This window comes from Pseudomonas sp. IT-P44, assembly GCF_949768225.1.
Taxonomy (GTDB): domain Bacteria; phylum Pseudomonadota; class Gammaproteobacteria; order Pseudomonadales; family Pseudomonadaceae; genus Aquipseudomonas; species Aquipseudomonas migulae.
On sequence record NZ_CATKQM010000079.1, the window covers coordinates 69,891 to 92,525 of the forward strand.

The following is a 22,635-nucleotide window of genomic DNA, read 5'->3' on the forward strand; positions in this document are numbered from 1 at the left end:
GTCATGCCCAGGCTGATTTATGATCCCCAGCCTTTCCCCGCTGATTCCGAGCCGCCATGAACACCGTCATCCGCCACGTCACCCCCGCTGACCTGGACCGCTGCTACGCCATCGAAACCGTTGCCTACGAAGGTGACGAAGCTGCCACCCGAGAAAAAATCGCCACGCGCATCGCCACCTGGCCTGAAGGTTTTATCGTCGCCGAAGTGGACGGCGTTGTAGCCGGTTTCATCAACTCCGGTGCTGCGTTTCAGGTGGAAATGTCGGACGAAGCGTTCAAGGAACTGATCGGCCACGACCCGGCCGGCCCGCACGTGGTGATCATGTCGGTGGTGGTGCATCCGGATTATCAGGGGCAGGGTTTGGCGAAACGTCTGATGGGCGAGTTTATCGAGCGCATGCGTGCGCTGGGCAAGGCCAGCATCAACCTGATGTGCAAGGAGCGGCACATTCCGCTGTACGCCGGGTTTGGATTTGCCTACGTCAAACCTTCCGCATCGGACCATGGCGGAATGGCGTGGCATGAGATGGTGTTGGTGCTCTGATTGATGCGGTGTGGTGTGAAATGCTTTCGCGGGCAAGCCTCGCTCCTACAGGTTTGGTGTGCTCCTGAATTCACCATGAACCTGTAGGAGCGAGGCTTGCCCGCGAAGGCAATCCAAAAGTCGCCACATCGATCTAATAAAGACTGTCCCGCACCCTCACCGGCGCCTCCCGGTCATACGTCTCTGCATCAAACTGCCCATCATTCAAACGCTTGTGAAACGCCCCCGCCGTCGGCAGCGCCGAGCGATCCAGGTGCTTCTGCGGGTTCCACAAATCCGAACGCACAATCGCTTTCGAGCAGTGAAAAAACGCCGCCTCCACCGTCACCAGCATCACCGTACGCGCCGATTTGCCGTTGACCGCGAAGCTTTCCAGCAAGGCCGGCTCATTGCTGATCTGCGCTGCGCCGTTGACCCGCAAGGTTTCGCCGATCCCCGGGATGATGAACAACAGCGACACCCGCGGATCGAACACCACATTGCGTAGCGTGTCGATGCGGTTGTTGCCCGGGCGATCCGGGATCGCCAGGGTGCGCTCATCGATGATTCGCACGAAACCCGGTGTGTCTCCGCGCGGCGAGCCGTCCAGGCCGTCGGGGCCGACCGAGCTGATGATCACCAGCGGCGAGGCGCGGACCATCGCTTGATAATCCTCGTTCAGAAAGGCGATTTGCTTGCGTACCGCGCGTTCGTGGGGTTGGCCGTAAATTGCTTCCAGTGCTTCGATGCTGTCGAGCATAACCACCTCAGAAAATCAGTCCCATCCGCCGTTCGTAACCGATCCGGCCCTTGTAGGCCTCGCCGCTGTCGACCCAGCCGAATTTTGCATACAGCGCGATGGCTGCTTCGTTGTCCGCATCCACCGACAACTCCAGCCCCCGTATTTCCGGAAACGCCTGACGCGCGACCTCCGGTAAGGCTTGCAGGCAGGCCTTGCCATAACCTTTGCCTTGATGACGCTGATCGACTTGCAACGCATGCAGGGTGGCGCTGTGTTCGTCGGCCCAGGCCGGCAGCACTGGCGGGCGTTTGAGCAGCAGGAAAGCTACCGGGACATCCTCGACCAGCAGGGCGAATCCTTTGACGCCGGGGCCAGGTTTGGACAGCAGGGTGTGCAACGCACCGTGGATGTCACCGGAGAACTTGATCTGTTCCTGGTGAACTTCGATGGCCTCCACCTCCTGGCGCTGCTTCGCGTTCAGGCTTTCGTAAGGCACGAGTCGGGTTGTCACTGGAGTGTCCTTTTTCCAACAGAAATGAGCCTCGGATTCTAGCGAGTTTGCGCCCATGGATTATTTTTAATTTGACTGTCGATTTGGCGTTTTGCCAGGCGACTAAGGGTGTCTTCACAACAAAAAACACGGAGAACCACCATGAACGCTACCCACGAAATCCAGACCCTGATCGACACCTATCGTCAGGCGGTCATCACCAAGGATCTCGAGAAAATCATGGCGTTGTATGCCGAGGACATCGTCTCCTACGACGCGGTCAAGGCCCTGCAGTTTCGCGGCAAGGCGGCCTACCGCGCGCATTGGCTGGAATGCATGGAAATGTGCCAGGGCCCGCACACCTTTGATTTTGACCAGATGAACATCGTGGCCGACGAGCACATCGCCTTCGCCCATTGGCTGGCCCATTGCGGCGGTACCAACGAGAAGGGCGAAACCCAGGCCTGCTGGATGCGCGTGACCGGCTGCTATCGGCGCGAGGCCGGGCAATGGCGCATCGTCCACGAACACTGGTCGGCGCCGTTCGACATGACGAGCGGCACCGCGCTGTTCGGTCTGCAGCCCTGATCGTCGGGAAGTGCCCCCCACGCGCCAAACTGCAGCCATAGTTGATCAGTTCGATCCGGAGAGCCCCATGAAGTATTTATGCCTGGTCTACAGCAACGAACAGGAGTTGCACTCGCTGCCCGAAAGTCCCAACGACGCCGAGTGCATGGCCTACGCCGAATCGATCCAGGGCAGCGGCCGCATGCTCGCCGCCGAAGCGCTGGAGTCGGTGCAGACCGCGACCACCGTGCGCATGCGCAACGGCAAAGTGTCGATCACCGACGGCCCGTTCGCCGAAACCAAGGAGCAGTTGGCCGGCTTCTACCTGATCGACGCCAAGGACCTCAATGAAGCTCTCCAGGTTGCCGGCAACATTCCGGCGGCCCGGGTCGGCTGTGTCGAGGTGCGACCGGTTCGTCAATTGAATCCCTGATAAGGAGGTTTGCGTGGTGATGTGGGTGATTGAAGGCCATCGGCACTGATGGCTGACGTGTCGGTCAAGGCTCGGGTCGAGCAGGTTTACCGCGAAGACTCGCGGCGAATCCTCGCGACCCTGATCCGTTTGCTCGGTGATTTCGATCTGGCCGAGGAGGCCCTGCACGAGGCTTTTTTCATCGCGGTCGAACGTTGGCAGCGTGACGGTGTGCCGGACAATCCGCGTGCCTGGCTGGTGTCCACCGGGCGCTTCAAGGCCATCGACGGCTTGCGTCGGCGCGCGCGGTTTGCCGCGTCCCGGCCGATGCTGATCGCGCAACTGGAAGCGCTGGAGCAGGCCGACTGGAGTGACGAAGACGTGGAAGACGATCGCCTGCGCCTGATCTTCACCTGCTGTCACCCGGCACTCGCGGCGGATGCTCAAGTGCCGCTGACGTTGCGCGAAGTCTGCGACCTGACTACCGAAGAAATCGCCCGGGCGTTTCTCTCGGCACCGGCCACCATTGCCCAGCGCATCGTGCGTGCCAAGGCGAAAATCCGCGACGCGAAAATCCCTTATCAGGTGCCGACCCTGGCGGAATTGCCCGAGCGTCTCGACAGCGTGCTGCGGGTGATTTACCTGGTGTTCAACGAAGGTTACTCGGCGTCCATCGGTGCTGAACTGACTCGCGAGGATCTGACCCGAGAGGCCATCCGGCTCGGTCGATTGGTCATGGAATTGCTGCCCGAACCCGAAGTCATGGGCCTGCTGGCGCTGATGCTGTTGCATGAGTCACGACGCCCGGCGCGAACGTCGGCGAGTGGCGAGCTGATTGTGCTGGATGAGCAGGACCGTACGCTGTGGGATGCCGGGTTGATTGCCGAAGGGTGCGCGCTGATTGCGCGGGCGTTGACCTCGCGGCGATTCGGGCCTTATTGCCTGCAAGCGGCGATTGCGGCGGTGCATGCCGAAGCGCCGACGGCGGGGGAGACGGACTGGGCGCAGATTGCGGGTTTGTATGATGTGCTGTTGGCGGCGGTGCCTTCACCGGTGATTGAGCTGAATCGGGCGGCGGCGATCTCCAAGCGCGATGGACCGTTGGCGGGGTTGACGTTGGTTGAAGGGATTCTGGCGCGGGGAGATTTGCTGGATTACCACCTGGCGCATTCGGCGCGGGCGGAGTTTTGTCGGCAGTTGGGCAGAGTGGACGAGGCGCGGGCGGCGTATGAGCGGGCGTTGGAATTGACGCAGCAGATGCCGGAGCGGCGGTTTATCGAGGCGCGGATCAAGGCGTTAAAGTGAGGTGAATTTGCCGGCCCCATCGCGAGCAGGCTCGCTCCCACAGGGATCGGTGGTGTCCACAAATTTGTGACCGGCGCGATCAACTGTGGGAGTGAGCCTGCTCGCGATGGCCGCACCGCTATTCCAGCATCTTGCCCAACAACCAGCTCCCCGCCGGTCCCGGCGGATGCAGCCGCGACCACAACGCATCGACGAACAGCGGCTTCGGCCACCCTCGCACGTTCAACTCCTGCAGCGTCCCGGCATCAAACCGCCCCACCAGCCATCGCGGCAACGGCGCCCAGCCGAATCCACCCTGAGCCATTTCCAGCAGCATCAAGTAACTCGGTGCCGACCACACGCGCCCCTTCGCCCGGCTTTCATACGGATTGACGATGGTCGCCAGACGCAGCTCCCGATGCTGCTGCAACAGCTCCTGATCGATTCCGGTCAGGGTCGCCAGCGGATGCTCATGGGACACGAACAAGGCGATTTCCGTGCGTTCCTGCACCGTCGAACTGACCAGGTCCGGCGGGTAACTGTCCTGTTGCTCGGCGAACGCCACGTGCGCCCGACCGCTTTGCACCAGCGCCACCAGGTCATCGCATTCGGCGATCAGGCATTCGAGTTCCAGGTCTGGGTAACGCTGCTCGAATGCACTGAGCGCCGCTTCGAAACGGTCGGACTGATAGGTGTCGGAAATCGCCACGGTCAGCTTCGGCTCGACACCCTGAGAGAGTTGGCTGGCGGTCATTTCCAGGCGGCTGGTGGCCGCGAGGATTTCCTCGGCCCGCTGCAACATCACGTGCCCGGCCGGCGTCAGCGTGGGCTTGCGGCTGCTGCGGTCGAACAACACCAGATTCAGATCGATCTCCAGGCTCGCCACCGCAGCACTGATGGTCGACTGACTGCGCCCCAGCTTGCGCGCCGCCGCGGAAAACGAGCCTTGGGTCGCCGCTTGCACAAACGCCTGCAACACTTCCTGAGAGGCCATGAACTATCGCCTTGATCGATGGTTATTGGTTATGAAGTATCGGTGCGAGGATGGATCATGGCAACCACAGTCACTCAGGGAGTTCTGCTCATGAACGCCAACAAATCCATCACTGAACGTATTTTCCAGGCCATCGGCTTTGAGCTGCTGGCCATCGTGATCTGCACCCCGTTGCTGGCGTGGATCATGGACAAGCCGATGCTCGACATGGGCGTCGTCACCGTTGTCATTGCGGCGCTGGCCCTGGCCTGGAACGTGATCTTCAACGGGATTTTTGACCGCGTGCTGACGCGATTCGAGATTGCGCACAACGCCTGGACGCGAGTCGTTCATGCGCTGCTGTTTGAAGGCGGGTTGGTGGCGGTCGGCGTGCCGCTGATTGCCTGGTGGCTCAACGTCAGCCTGTGGCAGGCGTTCTTGCTGGATATCGGGGTGCTGCTGTTTTTCCTGCCGTACACCTACGTTTACCACTGGGTGTATGACGTAGTGCGCGAGCGAATGGTGATGCGCACTTCCTGCGAAGGATGACCGATGAGCGCTGCTGGCAAACGTCATCCAGTCCACGACTTGAAGAAGCACGCAGTCAAATGTGGGAGCGGGCTTGCTCGCGAAGAGGCCGTCAAATTCAACATCACTGTTGACTGAACCACCGCTTTCGCGAGCAAGCCCGCTCCCACAGGTTTTGTGTCAGCTTCCAAGTTGAGTTTAAACGTGGAAGTAGCCTACGCAGCTGTCAAACGGCAGACGCTTGAGCTCGATCTTGTTCAGGTCGAGCACTTCACGCAGGGCTTTGGTTTCGCCCGGGAAGTTGCGGTAAGCGACTTCGTCCAGCACCACGATCGCGCCTTTTGGCATGTACGGCAGGAAGGTTTCCAGCGCGACTTTGGTCGATTCGTACAGGTCGGTGTCGAGGATCAGCATGGCCACGACCAGGTCCGGACGGGTCTTGACCCACTCCGGTACGGTCTTGACGATGTCGCCCTTGACCAGTTCGCAACGCGGGATGCGGTTGACCGGGCGCAGCAGGTCGTTGGCGTCGATCATGTCCTGGATCAGCGACTGGTCGGTGTCGGCGAACATGGTCTCGTTGACGTCGGCCGGGTCTTCTTTCTTGTCGATGCTCTGGAAGCCTTCGAAGGTGTCGAAGCCCACGATCGAACGGTTGATCGCGTACGGTTCCAGGATCATCGACAAGTGCATGTACAGCATCAGCGAGTTGCCCTTGTACACGCCGCACTCGATGATCGCGCCCGGTACTTCAGCGACTTTCTTGAACAGTTCCATACGCGACAGTGCAGCGGTCACGCCGATGCGGTTGGCGAAGACGAACGGTGCGTCGGCCACGTACTCGGCATCGACCCGTTTCAGAACGTTGGTACGGGTTTCGTTGTACTGGGCCTCGGCAGGCGTGATGCGACGCTTGGTCATGCTTCGATTCCTTGGAAATTAGAAAAGTCGTGGGCGTGGAAATAGTCTTTGAAACCTGCGCCGACGTCAGGGCAGGCGCTGTCGACGTTGATCGCGCCGCGCTTGTGCTTGAGGTCGTCGAGGTGCATCAGGCGGAAATCCACGCTGAAACGGGTTTGTTGCGTGTAGTTGGGCACCGTGCCGTGCAGGTGTGAGCCCGAGAAAACCAGCATCTCGGCGGTGTTGCCGGCGATGCGGATTTCGGACGCGGTGTTGATCGCTTCGGTGGGCACCGGGTGTTGGCGTGCCTCTTCCTTGACGTTGTCCTTGGCGCGTTGACGTTGTACGCCAATCCAGTCCGACAGGCTCCATTGTGCCGAGGTGTTTTTCACCGGGGCATCGAAGTAGGCCGGGTTGATCATCATGGTCTGGTCAGGCTGGATCGTGTAGACCGGCATCCAGGTATTGATCTGGCAGTCGACGCCGCCGTACCAGGTATCGCGATGCGGCTTGTAGGCATAGCTGACGCCCGCATGCAGGTAGTCGTAGTTGGGCACGACGCGGATACGCGGTACGTCGAAGATGAATTCTTCGGGGGCGGCACCGATCTCTTCGGTGAAGCTGCGAATCAGTTCTTTGGCACGCAGGCTGTTGGTGAACTGGCCCTTGAGGCGCGTCACCAGTACGACGAATTCTTCCACCGGCATCAGCGTGTGCAGCGCCTGGTGGTTGGTCTCGCCGTCGAAGGCAGCGGTGATGCTTTCCTGGGCGAACGCGCACAGCTCTTTGGCGGCGCGCAGTTGTGTGTTCAGGAAGATGTCGCCGCCATAGATGGCTTCTTTGAAGTCAGCTTTGTGTTGAAGCTGATTGATGTACAGATTCACGGTTCCTCTCCTGAATACATCGAGTCTCTTAAGAGTCGGCCACACGTTAGCAAACTGAAGTGCAATCCGGTGGGCGGAGGATCAATAAAAGCGCAATCCCCTGAATTTGCGACGAAAAGCATTCTCCAGACAAAAAAATCCCCTGTAGGAGCGAGGCTCGCCCGCGAAGGCGGTGTGTCATTCAACAAATGTTGTCGACTGACACACCGCCTTCGCGGGCAAGCCTCGCTCCTACAGAGGGGAGTGTTGAAACTAGAAGATTTGGGTGAACAACCAATACAAACTGCCCGACAGCACAATCGCCGCCGGCAAGGTCAACACCCACGCCATCAGCAGATTGCGGATGGTCTTCATCTGCAAGCCGCCGCCGTTGGCGACCATGGTCCCGGCCACCCCTGAAGACAACACGTGGGTGGTCGACACCGGCAATCCGAACATGTCCGCCGCGCCGATGGTCAGCATGGCCACGGTTTCCGCCGAGGCGCCTTGCGCGTAGGTCAGGTGGGACTTGCCGATCTTTTCACCGACCGTCACCACAATGCGTTTCCAGCCGACCATGGTGCCCAGGCCCAGGGCAATCGCCACCGCGATCTTTACCCACAACGGAATAAACCGCGTCGAATTGTCGATCTGCTGCTTGAACAGTTGCAGCTTGCCGCTGGTGTCGGCGTCGAAGTTGCCGACCTTGTTCTTGTCCATCAGGCGAATGGTTTCGCTGGCCAGGTACATGTCGTTACGCACGTTACCCACGGCTTCGGCGGGCACTTTGGACAGCGAGCCGTAACCCTTGACCTCGGCACCGATACGGCCGGTGAGCGCGGCGAGGGCCGGGATCAGTTGCGGCGCGGCCTCCTTGCTGCGCACGTAGTCGGACAACACCGCACGCGGGTCGGCCGGTGCCGGCAGCGGCGAATTTTTCACCAGCGCTTGCTGGGTGACTTCGGCGACGGCGGCGAACTGCAAGGCCTGATCGGCCGGCATGGTGCGGTTCAGCGCATAAGCCATGGGCAGCGTGCCGACCAGAATCAGCATGATCAGGCCCATGCCTTTCTGGCCATCGTTGGAACCGTGGGCAAACGACACACCGGTGCAGGTCACGATCAGCATGCCGCGAATCCACCACGGTGGCGGCGTGTTGCCTTTCGGCGCCTTGTACAACGCACGATTCTTGACGAAGGCGCGCAAGGCCAGCAGCAACAGCGCGGCAAAACCAAAGCCGACCAGCGGCGAGAGCAACAGCGCATAACCGATCTTGGTGGCCTGCGCCCAGTCCACGCCGCTGGTGCCATCGCGGCCATGCATCAGGGCATTGGCCACGCCGACACCAATGATCGAACCGATCAGCGTGTGCGACGACGACGCCGGCAAGCCCAGCCACCAGGTGCCGAGGTTCCACAGAATCGCGGCGATCAGCAGGGCGAAAATCATCGCGAACCCGGCGGACGAACCTACCTGCAGAATCAGCTCCACCGGCAGCAGGGCGATGATACCGAACGCCACCGCGCCGCTGGACAGCAACACCCCCAGGAAGTTGAAGAACCCGGACCAGGCCACCGCGAAATTCGGCGGCATCGAGTTGGTGTAAATCACCGTGGCCACCGCGTTGGCGGTGTCGTGGAAACCGTTGACGAACTCAAAGCCCAGCGCGATCAGCAGCGCCACGCCCAGCAACAGAAACGGCGTCCAGGTGGTGACCACCGTGCCGAGTTCGCTCATGTCGTGCATCAGGCTGTACGCGGTGAACAACAGTCCACTGGCCAGCACACCGAAGAAAATCACCAGGGTGAACAGGTTGGGTTTCTTGTCGAGCTGGGGTCTGGCGCTGCTGGCGGGCGCCTGGGCGGCGGTGTAGGAAGGAGTAGCCATGCCGGACAATCCTGAGGAGGGAAGTGTGTCGGTCATGATCGTTGCTAAATATTACAGGGAGGCTGCGTTGGGTCAGTGTTTGGGTTTTTTGCCGATACCACCGATCCGAACTTGACACCGTCCCTGTAGGAGCGAGGCTTGCCCGCGAAGAACGATAACGCGGTGTATCAGGCATACCGCGGCGCCTCATTCGCGGGCAAGCCTCGCTCCTACAGAGGAATGTGTTCGCTTAATAATCCTGGCGTTTGCGAAATGCCCAACGCCCTGCAATCACCGTAAACGTCGCGACCAAGGCCACCAGGATCCAGAACCCCTCCGGGTCCTGCGATAGCGGCACGCCCCCCACGTTCATGCCAAAAAAACCGGCAATGATGTTGATCGGCAACGCCAACACCGTGACCACGGTCAAGGTGAACAGCGTGCGGTTGCTTTGCTCGTTGAGGTTGGCGGCAATCTCTTCCTGCAACAGCTTGATCCGCTCACCCAGCGCCGTGAGGTCGTTGATGATCAGCGCAAACTCCTCGGTGGATTTGCGCAGCTCCTTCACGTCTTCCTTCTGCAACCATTGCGGCGGGCGATTGAGCAGGCGCAGCAACGAGCCCGGCTCCAGCGCCAGCAGCCGTTGCAAGCGCACCAGCACCCGGCGATTGGCGCCCAGCTCTGCGCGGTTGGTCGACAGCCGCGAGGACAGCAGTTCGTCTTCGATCTGATCGACACTGAGGCTGGTCTTGCGCACGATCTGCGTCAGCACTTCGCCCTGGTCGCGCAGCAAATGCACGAGCAATTCCAGCGGCGAGCGAAAGCGCTCACCGGCCTTCACCGAGGAACGCAACTTGTCCACCGAGTGCAGCGGTTGCAGGCGCGCGCTGATGATCAGCCGACTGCGCGCGCACACCCACAGCGTCGACACATCCGAGGAGACCATGCTGCTGAGGTTGAATACCACGTCGTTGACCACCGCCAGCAACGCCGAATCGACATGCTCGATGCGCGTCGAACGCGAGCCTTCATGCAAGGCTTCGAAAAACTCGTCGGGCAATTCCAGATGACTTTTCATCCAGCGCTCGCACGCGGCATGAGCGAGGTTCAGGTGCAGCCAGAGAAATTCGTCGCTGTCGTCCGGTTGTTGCAGGGACCGCAACGCCATGGCCGAATCGATTTCCCGACCGCGTTCGCCGGGACGAAAACTGAAACCGTACAGCAGACCGAACAGGTCCGGGTCGCGATGGCTTTGGTCGATGCTGTGGTTCATGAGGTCTCGCTGTGAGGAGGCGGCCTGTCGCGGGTTTCACAGGTTCACTTGAGCCGCATCATCGCAAGGCGTCTTGACAGTTTTGTGACGGTTTTTCGTGGCAAGAGAGCGCTTGTATCGGTTGGATACAGACGCAAAAAAGCCGCACGATCCGAAAATCGTGCGGCTTTCTTATGTGACATGAATCAGGTGTCTTGTTTGTTGCTCAGGACTTTACCGGTGGTGGCGTCGAAGTCCACGTCAAACTCCTTGCCATCAGCAGTGCGCAGTTCAACTTCGTACTCGTAGCCGTTGAAGTGGTTGTCCAAGTCGGTGTCGGTAATCGTCGCACCTGGATGCAGTTTCAGGGCAGCCTGGTTCATTTCTTCCAGCGGCTTGATCTTGCCGCTCTTGACCAGCTCAGGGATCTGGTCGACGCGAACATCAGCTTGTGCCAGGCCAGCGGTGAGGGTCAGGGCGGCAGCGGTGAACAGGGCAGTCAAAGTCTTCATGAGGTTCTTTCCTTGGTGAGCTGTTTAAGTGGCGCCAGATTAACCGGGGCAACTTAATTCACCCTTAATTCCCATAACGTGTCGTTTGTAAAAGCTTCGCGGGCAAGCCTCGCTCCTACAGGAGTCTGAGAAACCTGTAGGAGCGAGGCTTGCCCGCGAAGAATTCAACACGGTGCATTTGTTGCCGCGGATCAATACCCGTTGTTCTGCAACAACTGCGCAACCGTACCCGCCGCCGGACGTTTGTAGAACTTCAACAACTCGCTGGCGCGGTTGGTGAAGATGCCATCAACCCCGGCGTCCATGACCTTCTGGTAATCCACCGCATCATCGATGGTGTAGACGTGCACCAGCAAACCCTGATCGTGGGTGTACTGGTTCATCCATGGTTTTACCAGGTCCGAGTAGCTCTGATCGCCACCCTTGGTCAGTGCGGCAGAAGGGCCGGTGCCGATCGCGCCTTGAGCCTTGGCGTACTCGACCCATTGCTGGAATTCGGCTTTGTCCTTCGGTTCCTGTTTGGCGTAGTACGTGGCTTTGTCCTTGTCGCCGGACTCGGCGAACGTCACCTTGGACTTGGGCTCGATGCTGCCTTCGCCGACCCACAACAGCAGGATCTTCGGCACCTGCGGCATTTCCTTTTCCAGCAGTTCGAGGCTGCTCTTCTCGAAGGTTTGCAGCACCACCTTACCTTTGCCCTGGCCGACGGCGAGTTCGCTTTTCGCCAGTTTCGAACCCGCTGGGCTCAACCATCCGCGATCCTGCAATTTATCCTTGAGGTCACGCTCGAGGCCGGGGAATTGCTTCGGCTCCTTGGTTTCGATGTACAGGCCGGGCTTGTGCAGCGGATTGCCTTGGGCGATGTCGATGATTTCGTCGAGGGTCAGGATTTTCAGACCGGCAAAAGACGGGCGCGCACGATCCGGATAAGCCGTGTTGAACCAGCTGCCGGCGTCGAGGGTTTTCAGCTCGGCGATGGTGAACGCGTTGGCCGGGCTGTCCTTGCGCTCAGGGAATTTGCTGGCGACGTCGGTGGTGCGTTGCAGGTTGTTGTCGTGCAGGGCAAACAGCACGCCGTCCTTGCTGCGTTGCAGGTCGAGTTCGAGGTAATCGGCACCCAGGTCGCGCGCCAGTTTGTAGGCGGCGGCGGTGGATTCCGGTGCATCGAAGGACGCGCCACGGTGGGCAATCACCGCCGGGTGCGGAATGCCTGCATGGGTGGCCAGTGAAGTTGGGCTTGGCTCGCTGGCGGCCTGCGCCTGGCCGAGACCGAGCAGCATGCTCAGCAGCAGGGCGCTCTTGGTGAAAGTTACAGGCATGGTCGAGATCCTTTCGCAGAGTGTTTTCAAAGACGTCCCTTTTAACAACTGAGCGCCGCTTGCGCTATCGCGAGACCGACATAAACGTGTTTAAAGCGGATTTTTTCAGCGCATTTGTGCGGTTCTTTGCAGTACTCTTGGCCCCGGCAGCTTCCCCGGCAGAGGGAACGCCCTTTATCTTGCCCTGCGTGTAAACCATCGATCACTTGTGTGAGGTTTATATGCGCATCACTTCCGAACTCATCTGCCAGGCCGCCGACCAACTCAAAGGCTTCGTCGGTCTCAATCGCAAGACCGGCCAATACATCGTGCGTTTCAGCGAAGACTCCTTCGGCATGGACGTGGCGGATGACGGCATCATTCCTGTGAGTGAATTCGTCTGGGCGTCGGGACCGGAGCAGGTCCTGACGCTGAAGCGCGAGTTGATTCAGTTGTTGCTGGACCAGAACATCGATGACCGGATCAACATTACCGAGCCGTTGCGGGTGTACATGAATCGGCGGGAAGTGCCGGAGATTTCGGCGGTGCGGAGTTTGGTGCGGGGCTGAATTTTTGTGGTGTTTGTGATGGCCTCATCGCTGGCAGGCCAGCTCCCACAGTGGTTTTGCGTCGCACACAAAACCACTGTGGGAGCGGGCTTGCTCGCGAAGGCGGCTTAAAGGACGCCGCAACTGTTACTGCTTGAACTCATAGGCCCGCTCAACCCTGCACACCCGCGTACTGCACGCCGCATACCAGGTCGAGCGCCCACGCTCACGAATCGCGCTGTGCTCGGGATGATGTTTCCACGCCACAATCGCCGCCTCACTGGCCCAATAGGAAACCGTAATCCCGAGCCCATCCTCACCCCGCGCCGACTCCACACCGAGAAACCCCGGCTGCTCACGCGCCAGCTCAACCATGCGCTCGGCAGCCTCGGCGTACCCCTGATCGCCGTCTGTGCGCAACGAAGTAAAAATCACCGCGTAGTAGGGCGGTTCCGGTGTCCGGGCAATCATGATTTCTGCCTCACACACGCGTCGATCAATGCACTCACCAGCGGCGGCACAATTCCTTTGAGCGCGGCACGTTCAGGTTGAAACAGCGTGGCGACAAAAAACGGATGCCCGCGTAACTCCACCGCTCGCAAATCCCCCGTCGAATCGTGTCCCACGGCGGATAATTCCTGGCTTAGCAAATCCCGCTCAAACTGCGGATTCACACCATAACGGCAGCGATAGCCTTCACGAATCACCGTGTTTTCGTACGCCTTGGCGATCAACGAACCTTCAACCAGATGAATGCTGTCGATGGCTTCCACTAGCGAGCAAGTCAGCGGTGTGAGCAACGCTCGCGTGGCATCGGGTGATGTCTCGCCGTGCTCGGCATCTCCCCATCCCAGAACGTTGCGGGCGTATTCGAGTACCGCGTACTGAAAACCGCCACACGTCCCGAGGAAAGGTCGCTGTTGTTCGCGGGCAAAGCGAATCGCTCGCAGCGCACCGTCTTCATTGCGGTAAGGGCTGGCGGGCACGCACCAAAAGCCGTCGAAGTCTTGCAGCGACGAGTCGTCGTTGATGTCGTCGGTGGCCTGCCACTGGAATTTCACGTCCAGTCCGGCGTGTTCGGCAGCCATGCCGAGGGCGACGGGAATCGCCTGGTGGGCGGTGACTTGCGGGTCGTAATCGCCGATCAGGGCGATGTGGATGGCGCTGTTTTCCATGAGGGCTCTCGACGCTTGTTGATTCCTGGGGCTCACTATAGATTGGCGTTCACGCACTCAATATTGGCGTTATCCCAAGTGATCAATGCAGCAGCGCACTATCGACTGGACTACCCCGACCTGTCCCTGATCCTCGCCCTCGTGCGCGGCGGCTCGCTGGCCCGGGCCTCGGCGCTGTTGAAGGTCGACGTTTCGACCGTGTTCCGCGCCGTGCGCCGACTGGAAGCCGCGCTGGGCCAGCAACTGTTCGAAAAAAGCCGCGCCGGCTACTTGCCCACCAGTCTTGCGCAGACCTTGGCTGAACAGGCCGAGCGCGCCGAGCAAGCGCTGGAGGCGGCGCGCATCGGCGTGGAGCAGGGCGGTGAAGTCATCAGCGGCACCGTACGCCTGACCTGCACCGATTCGGTTTTACAAGGTTTGTTGCTGCCGGCGCTGGCGCAGTTCATGCCCGGCTATCCGGCGCTAACGATCGAGTTGAGCACGTCCAACGACTTCGCCAATCTCAGCCGGCGAGACGCGGACATCGCCTTGCGCCTGACCCGGAATCCGCCGGAACATTTGGTGGGCCGATGTCTGGCGCAGGTGTCGTATCGCGTCTGTGCGAGCCCGGCGTATCTGAAATCGGTCGATGCCGAAGACTTGGCCGCGCTGACATGGATCGCCCCGGACGACTTCCTTCCCGATCACCCCACCGTCGCGTGGCGTCGTCAGCAATTGCCCGGCGTCACACCGGGTTATCGTTGCAACAGCATGTTGTCGGTAACCGAACTGGTGAGGGCCGGGTTGGGTGTTGCGGCATTGCCGGACTTTCTGATCGATGACGGGCTGCAACCGTTGAGCGAACCGTTGCATGGTTACGACACCGCGCTGTGGTTGCTGACCCGCCCGGACTGTCGTGCGTTGCGCTCGGTGGTGACGTTGTTCGATGAATTGGGGCGGGCGTTGAAATTGCTGTAATGCTTGTAGGCGCTTGATTCAGAGCTGGTAGCAGGCGAGGAACATGTCCAGCGCAGAGTCCACGACGGTGGTCTGCATTTCAGGCGACAGGCCGGGTAGCCCCATGGAAATCTGCGGCCAGAATGCAAAGGATTTGAGCATTCCCTGAACCTGTTGAGCGGCAAACTCCGGGTCGACCGGCTTCAATCGCCCATCGGCCTGAGCGGCACGAATCCACACGGTCAGGCCTTCTTCGCGTTTGCCCATTCTCTCGACCATGTTCTGCGCGCGCTCGGGGGAGTGGATGGTGGCCGCGATGGCGACCCGCGCCAGGTCGAGAAAATTGTCATCGCCCAGCATCTGCAATTTTGCCATCAACATGCGGCGCATCTGCTCGCGCAGCGGCAAGTCAGGGCGGTAGGCTGTTTCCTGTTCCGCCGTCACCCGAGCCCATAATTGATTGAGAATTTCGGCGAACAACTCTTCCTTGCTGGGGAAGTGGTTGTACACCGTGCGCTTCGACACGCCAGCGGTGGCGGCGATCTTGTCCATGCTGGTGATGTCGAAACCGTTGGCCCGGAATTCGGCAATCGCCGCTTGAATGATCGCTTCGCGTTTTCGGTCGGTCAGGCGCTGTGGAGCTGTCATAAGTACGCTTCGGCAGAAGAAATTAAGAATTACACTTGGCAGTTTACTTGTGATCAGCTTTGATGCAACCTAGAAACTACACTGTGCAGTGTAATGTTTCGTTAATCCTGCGCAGCCAAAAATAGAGTGTTCGGCTGATGCGTGCGTGCCTTGGCCATTTATCGTCCCACCGTAGAAACTGCACATCGTGCGGTTTCCTGGAGTCATTCAGTCATGGCCAATTCCACTAACGTTTCTGCACCTGAAGCGTCCCGTCAGGCCGAAGGGCACTTCCGCAACCATGCGCCCGTGCAACGAGAAGGCTTGCGCAAAATGGTGCGCATCATGTGGAACATGATCTTCCACAAACCCCGTAACACCCGCCCGACGGCGGCCGTTCCGGTGCAGCGCCTGACCCACGACGCGTTGATCGCCGCGCCCAACCACAGCGTCTATCGCCTCGGTCATTCCACGGTATTGCTGAAACTGCGGGACAAATTCTGGATCACCGACCCGGTCTTCGCCGAACGCGCTTCACCGGTGCAATGGGCCGGCCCGAAACGCTTCCACCAGCCACCAATCAGCCTCGAAGAACTACCGCCGATTGAAGCGGTAATCCTGTCCCACGATCATTACGACCACCTCGACTATCAGGCCGTGCTCAAACTGGCGGACAAAACCAAATACTTCCTGACCCCGCTGGGCGTCGGCGACACCCTGATCAAGTGGGGCATCGACGCCAGCAAAGTGCGCCAGCTCGACTGGTGGCAAGGCACCGAAGTCGACGGCATCCAATTCGTCGCCACCCCGTCACAACACTTTTCCGGCCGAGGCCTGTTCGATGGCAACAGCACGCTGTGGGCCTCGTGGGTGATGATCGACGCCGACACACGAATCTTCTTCAGCGGCGACAGCGGCTACTTCGATGGCTTCAAACGCATCGGCGAACAGTACGGCCCGTTCGACCTGACATTGATGGAAACCGGCGCCTACAACGTCGAGTGGCCGCATGTGCACATGCAACCCGAGCAAACCCTGCAAGCGCACATCGACCTGAAAGGCCGCTGGTTACTGCCGATTCACAACGGCACCTTCGATCTGTCGATGCACGCCTGGTTTGAACCGTTTGACCGGATACTGGCATTGGCCTGGGAGCGCAGTGTTTCGATTACCACGCCGCAGATGGGGGAGGCGTTTAACGTGATGTATCCGCAGCGGGGGAGTGCTTGGTGGTTGGGGATGGAAAACGTCGGCGATCAGGTGGAAATCCAGAACGCATGACGTATTGAAGCCTGGCCGCTTGTGATGCAAGCGGCTCGTGCCGACACCTCACTCAACCATCGCAAAATCCGCTCGCCCCACCGAATTCGACTCAGTCCCTCTAACACTCATCCCCCGCCCCGGCGCAAACCCCGGGAAGAACACCAACCCCTGCGACTCAAACCGATACGCCAACGCCAGCCGATCAGCATCCGGCACCTCACGCTTGGCCTCAAATCGCTCAATCACATCAACCAAAACGCCAGACTCCCGAGACAGCTCATCAACGCTCCAACCCAACATCGCCCGGGCCTGGGCGCAATGGGCGGGGGTGAATTGGAAGAGGGCGATACGTTCCAGGGTGATTTTCATCGCATAAGAGGCCATGGTGTTCTCCGGGCTCGAGAGTGCTGATTCAAAATGTACTGTGTTTTTGTACAGTTGTTTTGCGCCCGGATCAAACTCATTTTTTGAATTCTGCTATTTCGCCCCTGCCAACCAGACGGACGGCGCCTGACCCAACACACGACGAAACATCGTCGAAAACGCCGCCGGGCTGTCATAACCGAAATCCAGCGCAATCCGCGTCACCGGCTCACCCACCGCCAATCGCGCCAACGCCAGCACCACGCAGGCGCGCTGGCGCCACTGGCTGAAACTCAGGTCGGTCTGCTGGCGGAACAGCCGATTGAACGTGCGCAGACTGATGTGCAACTGATCCGCCCATTGCTGCGGCGATTGATGAACATCGGGTCGCTGCAAGAAGCCCTGGCACAACCCAAGCAGCCGCGCATCCACCGGCAGCGGAATGTGCAACGGCAAGTGAGCACTGCGCGCCAGCTCATGCAGCAGCAACTCGATCAACGCGCCATCGCGCCCGGCCTCGTCGTACGCCAGCGGAACCTCCACCGCCTCCATCAGCAAATGCCGCATCAACGGCGAAACACTGATCACCTGACAACGCTCGCCCAAGTCCACAGCACCCGGCTCGATGTACAAGCTGCGAGTGCTCACCCCCAGCATCAACACCTCATGCGCCACCCCCGCCGGAATCCACACCGCCCGCTGCGGCGGCACCACCCAGTTGCCGTCATGCGTGCCGACCTGCATCACCCCGGTGGCGCCGTACAACAACTGCGCCCGTCTATGCGTATGACTAGGCAGCACATGCCCGTAGGAATAATCCGTACCGATCGCCACCACCGACCGTGGCGTGTCATCCAGCAAATTAATCGAAACATTGCGCATCAAGCGGCTTCCAGCAGTTGGCGTAAACACAAACATTATTGGCTGACTTGCTGAAGCAGGCCAAGCCACATCGCTCTATCGTCGACCGCTCTCAACCAACGGACGACGCGCAATGTTCTACCTCCTGCTGACACTCTTCGGCTGCATGACCGGCATCACCGCCGTGCTGTTCGGCTTCGGCGGCGGCTTCGTCGTCGTGCCATTGCTGTACCGCATGCTCATGGCCAGCCACGGTGCCGACGACCCCATCGGCCAATCGGCGATGCACATCGCCGTCGCCACCTCGACCTGCGTGATGATCGTCAACGCCTTGGTCGCCACCGGAAAACATCACCGCGCCGGTAATCTGATTCGCCATTACCTGTGGCCGTTGGGCGGGTTTATCGGGCTGGGCGCGGTGGTCGGTGCCGTGGCGGCGATGTGGGTGAGTGGTGAGGTGATTCGGTATGCGTTCATTGCTTACCTGGGCGTGACCATTGTGGATTGCCTGTTCAGACGCGGTTTTCTTACTCACGCAGGTAATGGAATCCCACGGCGATTGGGGAGGGTGGAAGTGTCTGGTGGCGGCGTAGGAATCGGCGGCATCGCCACGTTTCTCGGCGTAGGCGGCAGTGTCATGACCGTGCCGTTGTTGCGGCGATGCGGGTTGAGCATGTCGCAGGCAACATCCATGGCTAATCCACTAAGCCTGCCCGTGGCATTGGCCGGGACCGTGACTTACATGGCGATGGCGGGGTTTAGCGATTTTGATTTGGGGGCGTGGTTTGTCGGTTATGTAGATCTGCTGGCGTTTGCAGTTTTGACGATGGGATCGTTGGTGGGGATTCGATTGGCCACACCTTGGATTGGGCGAATTCCGGATCGGATACATGCGCGCGTGTACATCGGTTTGCTGGTCGTGATGATGCTCAGCATGTGCCTGAATTGAACACCGTCACTTCGCCTCCAACCCCGGCGCCTCACGAATAATGAAGTGATCCAGGTTCTCGATATTCGCGCTGAACACCCCGAACGTCTGCTCGGGGTTTTTCTTGCTAGGTACCTGCTTCAACTCCGGCGTCACGCCATAAAAGAAGCAATACAACTCCGCCTCACTGTCGATGGCGTGCTTGATCTCCTCCAGAAACGCTTTGCGCTTGCGGTAGTTCTCGATCAACTTCTTGCTCAGGTAAACGTTGACCGAATAAGGCTTCTTCTTCGCCTCATCCGCTTGCTTGAACCAGACCTTCTGCTCGAAATCGATCCGGAAACTCTGAGTGTAATCCTTGATTTCCTTGATCTTGCCCCAGTAAATCAGCCCCTTGTTGTCCGTCAGGTATTCGATCTTCTTGAAGAACGACCCATAAGGCGCCGTGTGCTCGCCAATCTTCAGCGGCACGCGCTTGAGCAGCTCCTTGTCCTCGAAGTTCGACACAAAACACTCCACCGGATGGGCGAAGACGCTGGTCTTGTCCGGCGTTGATTCGTGGCTTGGGTGCTCGGTATCGCTGGTCGGTGTAAGAGGTTTCGGATCGTCCCGCGTTACATCCGCCGCCACCGCCGGGTTCGACGACTTACGCACATATTGACGCCGAGTCAGCAACAACTCCGACGGAAAATGCTCCTCGCGACTGTCATCCGTTTCCGCACCGTCCGCGTCCACACCCGACGCCGGTGCCTTGAGACTGACATAAGGACAATCCGCCACATGCCGGGTGCTGGGCGTGTTTTTGAAGTGCGGGGTGCGGACGTAATTCACGTTTTTGGCGTTGAACGTCGTCAGTACGTTTGCCGCATCAAAGGCCGCCCTGCAGGCGTCATTGGGGCATTGGAAGTGTTCTTTCGCGGAATCGAACTCCATCGTCTCGTCGAAATTCAGATCGCGCACGTCATAGATCGACAACTTGTCGTCGAGGCTGAGGCAGTAGGCGAGGTCGAATTTCATGGCGGGCTCGGGTCCTTGAGTGGGGAGGGTATTAATAGCGGGAGGCGAGGCGGGTTGCACACACTCTTTTAAACACACCACAAAATCAACGGCAACCCACCGTCCCCTGTAGGAGCGAAGCTTGCTCGCGAAAAACCCAAAAACACCACTGGGCATCTGGTCGTACGCGTTGTCGGTCACGAACTTCACGGGCAAGCTCGCTTTTTGACAAACGGTCAGCTCGACACCTTGCTTATAGAAAATCCCCGGCTTAGTCTAGCTTAGCTAACTCTATGGAGGTGCCATATGAATGAATTGGTGCAAGTAAACATGCACGAAGCAAAATCCCAACTCTCCCAACTTGCTGAGCGTGTATGGCATGGCGACAAAGTGGTAATCGCCAAGGCTGGCAAGCCATATCTCGACCTGCTTCCTCATGTCGAGACGCCCCGCGCGCGCAAGCCTGGACGGTTGAAGGGGAAGATTCGGATGTCTGCGGATTTTGACAAAACGCCTGAAGACATCATTGATGGATTTGAGGGCAGCCTATGAGGCGCTTGCTGTTGGATACCCATGCGTTTCTGTGGTGGCTGTCCGATGATCCCTCACTGGGCGCAGATGCTCGACAGATGATTGGGGAGCCGCGTAATCAGGTCCTGGTGAGTGCCGCTTCGATCTGGGAGATATCGATCAAACAAGCCAAAGGAATGCTCGAGGCCCCAGAGGATCTTGAGGCGCTGGTTGAGGACGAGGGTTTCACCAAACTGCCGATTTCGCTGTTCCATGGACAGCAGGCGGGCAAGTTACCGGAGATTCATCGCGACCCGTTTGATCGGATGTTGATTGCACAGGCTCAGGCGGAAGGGCTGGAGTTGGTCACAGCGGACGGGATAATTCCCCAGTATGGTGTGCGGGTGGTTTCGGCACGGTTGTGAGGGGGAGGCAGAATACTGATGTTTTCAAACCCATCGCAGATCCCCCGTAAGAGCGAGCCTGAGTTTCATGACGGGTTCGGGCCCTTAGTGCGAGCAGAACGTGGGGCGAATTGCACTGCCTGTTTTCAAAACACCGTAAACCCATCACACGTCAATTTTGACTGGTGGTTAAAAAAAGAATGAGATCGGATGGAAACGAAACCGAACAGGCCTTTTCAATGGCTGTAATTTGATCCTTCGTCAATTGGTAGTCATACACGTAGTCCTCTTGATCCTTCCAGCCCATCAATACAGCGAGCTCCTCGCTTTTGATCGCAAGCACTTTCTCATAAGAAGCAAAGTCGTCTCCCTCATTGATACCCATCACCGTGTGTTTCATGGCTCTACCGTCCTCGTTGGGTCTGCAGGTTTTGTCTGATTGCCTGATGCGTGATCAAACTCGCCCAAGTGTTTTCCGCGTTTGTTGTATTTCTCCACTGCGCCGTGCTGGAAGTCCCATTCGTAAATCGTGCCTTTTTTATCCTTCCAACGAGGACGTAGGCCCCCGCCCTTCATGCGGGTTTTGCCTAGGGCCCATTTTGCATCCGGGAAGGCCGGCAAGGTATGTGGCTTCGGGTAGTAATGATGAGAAATACTGACAACGACATAGACCGGCCTTACCCCCGAATCAGCCGGGAACACCAGAATGAAATCCTTGTACTCCGGCGGATAAACCGGGTTCACGATGATGCTGTCAGCCGCTTTCGTTGGCGGGTAAACCCAGATATGCGGTGCTTGCGGGGCAGCTTCCAGCGCCGGAATGCCCAGGATGTCCGAACCATCCACGGCCGGTGTCCAGATCAGTTCAATGCCTTCACCCAGGTCAGCAACCTGCTGGCTGCCACGCAACGTGAACTGCACGACATCAACCATTTCCCAATCGCGATTTTTGCCGGTGTAGAAACCATATCCCTTGAGGCTGCCGTCAGTCTGTTGCTCGACCCGCAGGCGAACGCGAGTACGGGCCTGTTTGAGCGCACGGAGTTGGTCGTCGGTGTAAAGCGAGCTGTCGCCCAGACTTGAGGGTGTGAACAGCGCAACAAGGCCAACCAACGTTGCTGTTACGGCGCTCGCTGCGGCCACGGGAGCAGCGGCGAATGCCGAGCCGGCCAAGGTGAGGGAGCCCAGACCAGCGGGAATCGCAGTGCCACTGATCTTCTTCAGTGGCACTGCGCCTGATTCATCCGCTTCGCGAGCTCCCAGCAGAATCAGGTCACCGTAGTCTTTCAGGCTATCGGTCGGCACCATCCCTGAGGGATTTGAGTAATCAATGATGGCGTCCGGCAGCTTGCAGGACTTGGCGAAGACACATCCAGCTTGAGTGGGCCTATGCTTTTCCGCGATGATCTGACGGCTGCGTTCGAAGGCGTCTTGCCTGGCCAGCATGGCCTCATAGGCTTTTTGTCTGGCGTCCCGTTCGGCCAATTCGGTGGCAGTCATGTAGTGGTAGGTGACGTGATGCCCATCACCGGAGGGTGGATTCTTAACCCGCGGAATGTCCTTGTTGCCAGCCACTGATCATCCTTTCGTTCATCCATCGGCAGCCCCGGAAAAGGGGCTGCGCGACGTTAACGAACGTGGCTAATCGTGGCTGTAGGACGGATCCTGAATGACTCTAAGCATTTTCTCTTTTTATCGGGATTGCAGCGCAATCCTTAGGACTCGGCGCCTTCGTGCGCGTAGGTTTTCCTGGCCCAATTACTCAAACTTCAACTGCTCCACCTTCTTAAACAGTGACGCAGTGAACTCATCC

At 59.0% G+C, this 22,635-nt stretch carries 28 protein-coding genes; 11 read left to right on the plus strand and 17 right to left on the minus strand.

Going from position 1 to position 22,635, the window contains the following annotated elements:
- Positions 1-56: 56 nt before the first annotated feature.
- Positions 57-545, plus strand: coding sequence for a GNAT family N-acetyltransferase (locus tag ACM6IO_RS27065; protein ID WP_414912561.1), 489 nt, complete (start codon positions 57-59; stop codon positions 543-545).
- A 133-nt stretch (positions 546-678) separates the two neighbouring features.
- Here the strand turns inward: ACM6IO_RS27065 and ACM6IO_RS27070 are convergent, their stop codons facing one another.
- Both ACM6IO_RS27070 and ACM6IO_RS27075 read right to left on the minus strand, forming a co-directional pair.
- Positions 679-1,284, minus strand: coding sequence for a pyridoxamine 5'-phosphate oxidase family protein (locus ACM6IO_RS27070; protein WP_226300140.1), 606 nt, complete (start codon positions 1,282-1,284; stop codon positions 679-681).
- A 7-nt stretch (positions 1,285-1,291) separates the two neighbouring features.
- A complete protein-coding gene (locus tag ACM6IO_RS27075; RefSeq protein ID WP_008038541.1) occupies positions 1,292-1,777 on the minus strand; it encodes a GNAT family N-acetyltransferase in 486 nt (161 codons plus the stop codon).
- Between the two features lie 141 nt (positions 1,778-1,918).
- Here ACM6IO_RS27075 and ACM6IO_RS27080 point away from each other — a divergent pair, with 141 nt between their 5' ends.
- The 3 genes from ACM6IO_RS27080 (at position 1,919) to ACM6IO_RS27090 (ending at position 4,040) form a co-directional block, all read left to right on the plus strand.
- Positions 1,919-2,344: a YybH family protein gene (locus ACM6IO_RS27080; RefSeq protein ID WP_414912562.1), complete on the plus strand. Its 426-nt coding sequence runs from the start codon at positions 1,919-1,921 to the stop codon at positions 2,342-2,344.
- A 67-nt stretch (positions 2,345-2,411) separates the two neighbouring features.
- Entirely contained in the window at positions 2,412-2,756 is a 345-nt protein-coding gene (locus ACM6IO_RS27085; protein WP_008032567.1) for a YciI family protein, read from the plus strand.
- A gap of 48 nt (positions 2,757-2,804) precedes the next feature.
- Positions 2,805-4,040, plus strand: coding sequence for an RNA polymerase sigma factor (locus tag ACM6IO_RS27090; RefSeq protein WP_414912563.1), 1,236 nt, complete (start codon positions 2,805-2,807; stop codon positions 4,038-4,040).
- Between the two features lie 118 nt (positions 4,041-4,158).
- Here the strand turns inward: ACM6IO_RS27090 and ACM6IO_RS27095 are convergent, their stop codons facing one another.
- Positions 4,159-5,013: a LysR family transcriptional regulator gene (locus ACM6IO_RS27095; RefSeq protein WP_414912564.1), complete on the minus strand. Its 855-nt coding sequence runs from the start codon at positions 5,011-5,013 to the stop codon at positions 4,159-4,161.
- A gap of 90 nt (positions 5,014-5,103) precedes the next feature.
- Here ACM6IO_RS27095 and ACM6IO_RS27100 point away from each other — a divergent pair, with 90 nt between their 5' ends.
- Complete coding sequence (locus ACM6IO_RS27100; protein ID WP_414912565.1) at positions 5,104-5,541, plus strand: multidrug/biocide efflux PACE transporter; 438 nt, start codon at positions 5,104-5,106, stop codon at positions 5,539-5,541.
- Between the two features lie 177 nt (positions 5,542-5,718).
- Here ACM6IO_RS27100 and ACM6IO_RS27105 read toward each other — a convergent pair whose 3' ends face one another.
- The 6 genes from ACM6IO_RS27105 to ACM6IO_RS27130 form a co-directional block, all read right to left on the minus strand.
- Positions 5,719-6,441, minus strand: a complete 723-nt coding sequence (locus ACM6IO_RS27105) for a TylF/MycF/NovP-related O-methyltransferase (RefSeq protein ID WP_056725897.1) — start codon at positions 6,439-6,441, stop codon at positions 5,719-5,721.
- A complete protein-coding gene (locus ACM6IO_RS27110) occupies positions 6,438-7,304 on the minus strand; it encodes a hypothetical protein (RefSeq protein ID WP_008038531.1) in 867 nt (288 codons plus the stop codon). Before ACM6IO_RS27110 ends, ACM6IO_RS27105 begins: the two co-directional genes overlap by 4 nt.
- 252 nt (positions 7,305-7,556) lie before the next feature.
- The gene (locus ACM6IO_RS27115) at positions 7,557-9,170 is read right to left on the minus strand and encodes an inorganic phosphate transporter (RefSeq protein WP_223415562.1); all 1,614 of its coding nucleotides are present in this window, start codon (positions 9,168-9,170) and stop codon (positions 7,557-7,559) included.
- 229 nt (positions 9,171-9,399) lie between these two features.
- A complete protein-coding gene (locus ACM6IO_RS27120; protein ID WP_192229145.1) occupies positions 9,400-10,422 on the minus strand; it encodes a transporter in 1,023 nt (340 codons plus the stop codon).
- A 185-nt stretch (positions 10,423-10,607) separates the two neighbouring features.
- Entirely contained in the window at positions 10,608-10,913 is a 306-nt protein-coding gene (locus ACM6IO_RS27125; RefSeq protein WP_046045471.1) for a PepSY domain-containing protein, read from the minus strand.
- Positions 10,914-11,104: 191 nt separating this feature from the next.
- The gene (locus tag ACM6IO_RS27130) at positions 11,105-12,232 is read right to left on the minus strand and encodes a glycerophosphodiester phosphodiesterase (protein ID WP_008038520.1); all 1,128 of its coding nucleotides are present in this window, start codon (positions 12,230-12,232) and stop codon (positions 11,105-11,107) included.
- Positions 12,233-12,453: 221 nt separating this feature from the next.
- Between ACM6IO_RS27130 and ACM6IO_RS27135 the strand changes: the two genes are divergently transcribed.
- Positions 12,454-12,780: a DUF2025 family protein gene (locus ACM6IO_RS27135; protein WP_414912566.1), complete on the plus strand. Its 327-nt coding sequence runs from the start codon at positions 12,454-12,456 to the stop codon at positions 12,778-12,780.
- Positions 12,781-12,906: 126 nt separating this feature from the next.
- Here the strand turns inward: ACM6IO_RS27135 and ACM6IO_RS27140 are convergent, their stop codons facing one another.
- On the minus strand, positions 12,907-13,230 hold the full coding sequence (locus ACM6IO_RS27140) for an antibiotic biosynthesis monooxygenase family protein (RefSeq protein WP_414912567.1): 324 nt from the start codon (positions 13,228-13,230) through the stop codon (positions 12,907-12,909).
- Entirely contained in the window at positions 13,227-13,934 is a 708-nt protein-coding gene (locus ACM6IO_RS27145; RefSeq protein WP_414912568.1) for a CTP synthase, read from the minus strand. The genes ACM6IO_RS27140 and ACM6IO_RS27145 overlap by 4 nt, the downstream gene beginning before the upstream one ends.
- A gap of 15 nt (positions 13,935-13,949) precedes the next feature.
- On the opposite strand from ACM6IO_RS27145, the gene ACM6IO_RS27150 reads away from it, so the two are divergent.
- Positions 13,950-14,891, plus strand: coding sequence for a LysR family transcriptional regulator (locus ACM6IO_RS27150; protein WP_414912569.1), 942 nt, complete (start codon positions 13,950-13,952; stop codon positions 14,889-14,891).
- Between the two features lie 18 nt (positions 14,892-14,909).
- Here the strand turns inward: ACM6IO_RS27150 and ACM6IO_RS27155 are convergent, their stop codons facing one another.
- Positions 14,910-15,518 carry a TetR/AcrR family transcriptional regulator gene (locus ACM6IO_RS27155; RefSeq protein ID WP_223434898.1) on the minus strand — a complete coding sequence of 203 codons (609 nt, stop codon included), beginning with the start codon at positions 15,516-15,518 and terminating at the stop codon, positions 14,910-14,912.
- A 213-nt stretch (positions 15,519-15,731) separates the two neighbouring features.
- On the opposite strand from ACM6IO_RS27155, the gene ACM6IO_RS27160 reads away from it, so the two are divergent.
- The gene (locus tag ACM6IO_RS27160; RefSeq protein ID WP_192417039.1) at positions 15,732-16,778 is read left to right on the plus strand and encodes an MBL fold metallo-hydrolase; all 1,047 of its coding nucleotides are present in this window, start codon (positions 15,732-15,734) and stop codon (positions 16,776-16,778) included.
- Between the two features lie 48 nt (positions 16,779-16,826).
- Here the strand turns inward: ACM6IO_RS27160 and ACM6IO_RS27165 are convergent, their stop codons facing one another.
- Both ACM6IO_RS27165 and ACM6IO_RS27170 read right to left on the minus strand, forming a co-directional pair.
- Positions 16,827-17,144, minus strand: a complete 318-nt coding sequence (locus tag ACM6IO_RS27165; RefSeq protein WP_008038506.1) for a hypothetical protein — start codon at positions 17,142-17,144, stop codon at positions 16,827-16,829.
- Positions 17,145-17,237: 93 nt separating this feature from the next.
- A complete protein-coding gene (locus ACM6IO_RS27170; RefSeq protein WP_414912570.1) occupies positions 17,238-18,005 on the minus strand; it encodes an AraC family transcriptional regulator in 768 nt (255 codons plus the stop codon).
- A 112-nt stretch (positions 18,006-18,117) separates the two neighbouring features.
- Here ACM6IO_RS27170 and ACM6IO_RS27175 point away from each other — a divergent pair, with 112 nt between their 5' ends.
- On the plus strand, positions 18,118-18,933 hold the full coding sequence (locus ACM6IO_RS27175; RefSeq protein ID WP_414912571.1) for a sulfite exporter TauE/SafE family protein: 816 nt from the start codon (positions 18,118-18,120) through the stop codon (positions 18,931-18,933).
- A gap of 6 nt (positions 18,934-18,939) precedes the next feature.
- On the opposite strand, the gene ACM6IO_RS27180 is transcribed toward ACM6IO_RS27175, so the two are convergent.
- The gene (locus tag ACM6IO_RS27180; protein ID WP_414912572.1) at positions 18,940-19,929 is read right to left on the minus strand and encodes a hypothetical protein; all 990 of its coding nucleotides are present in this window, start codon (positions 19,927-19,929) and stop codon (positions 18,940-18,942) included.
- 285 nt (positions 19,930-20,214) lie between these two features.
- On the opposite strand from ACM6IO_RS27180, the gene ACM6IO_RS27185 reads away from it, so the two are divergent.
- Together ACM6IO_RS27185 and ACM6IO_RS27190 are read left to right on the plus strand one after the other, a co-directional pair.
- On the plus strand, positions 20,215-20,460 hold the full coding sequence (locus ACM6IO_RS27185; RefSeq protein ID WP_414912573.1) for a type II toxin-antitoxin system Phd/YefM family antitoxin: 246 nt from the start codon (positions 20,215-20,217) through the stop codon (positions 20,458-20,460).
- Positions 20,461-20,471: 11 nt separating this feature from the next.
- Positions 20,472-20,843, plus strand: coding sequence for a type II toxin-antitoxin system VapC family toxin (locus ACM6IO_RS27190; RefSeq protein WP_259331681.1), 372 nt, complete (start codon positions 20,472-20,474; stop codon positions 20,841-20,843).
- A gap of 151 nt (positions 20,844-20,994) precedes the next feature.
- Here the strand turns inward: ACM6IO_RS27190 and ACM6IO_RS27195 are convergent, their stop codons facing one another.
- Together ACM6IO_RS27195 and ACM6IO_RS27200 are read right to left on the minus strand one after the other, a co-directional pair.
- The gene (locus ACM6IO_RS27195; RefSeq protein WP_414912574.1) at positions 20,995-21,222 is read right to left on the minus strand and encodes a hypothetical protein; all 228 of its coding nucleotides are present in this window, start codon (positions 21,220-21,222) and stop codon (positions 20,995-20,997) included.
- A complete protein-coding gene (locus tag ACM6IO_RS27200; protein ID WP_414912575.1) occupies positions 21,219-22,397 on the minus strand; it encodes a colicin E3/pyocin S6 family cytotoxin in 1,179 nt (392 codons plus the stop codon). The genes ACM6IO_RS27195 and ACM6IO_RS27200 overlap by 4 nt, the downstream gene beginning before the upstream one ends.
- Between the last annotated feature and the right edge of the window lie 238 nt (positions 22,398-22,635).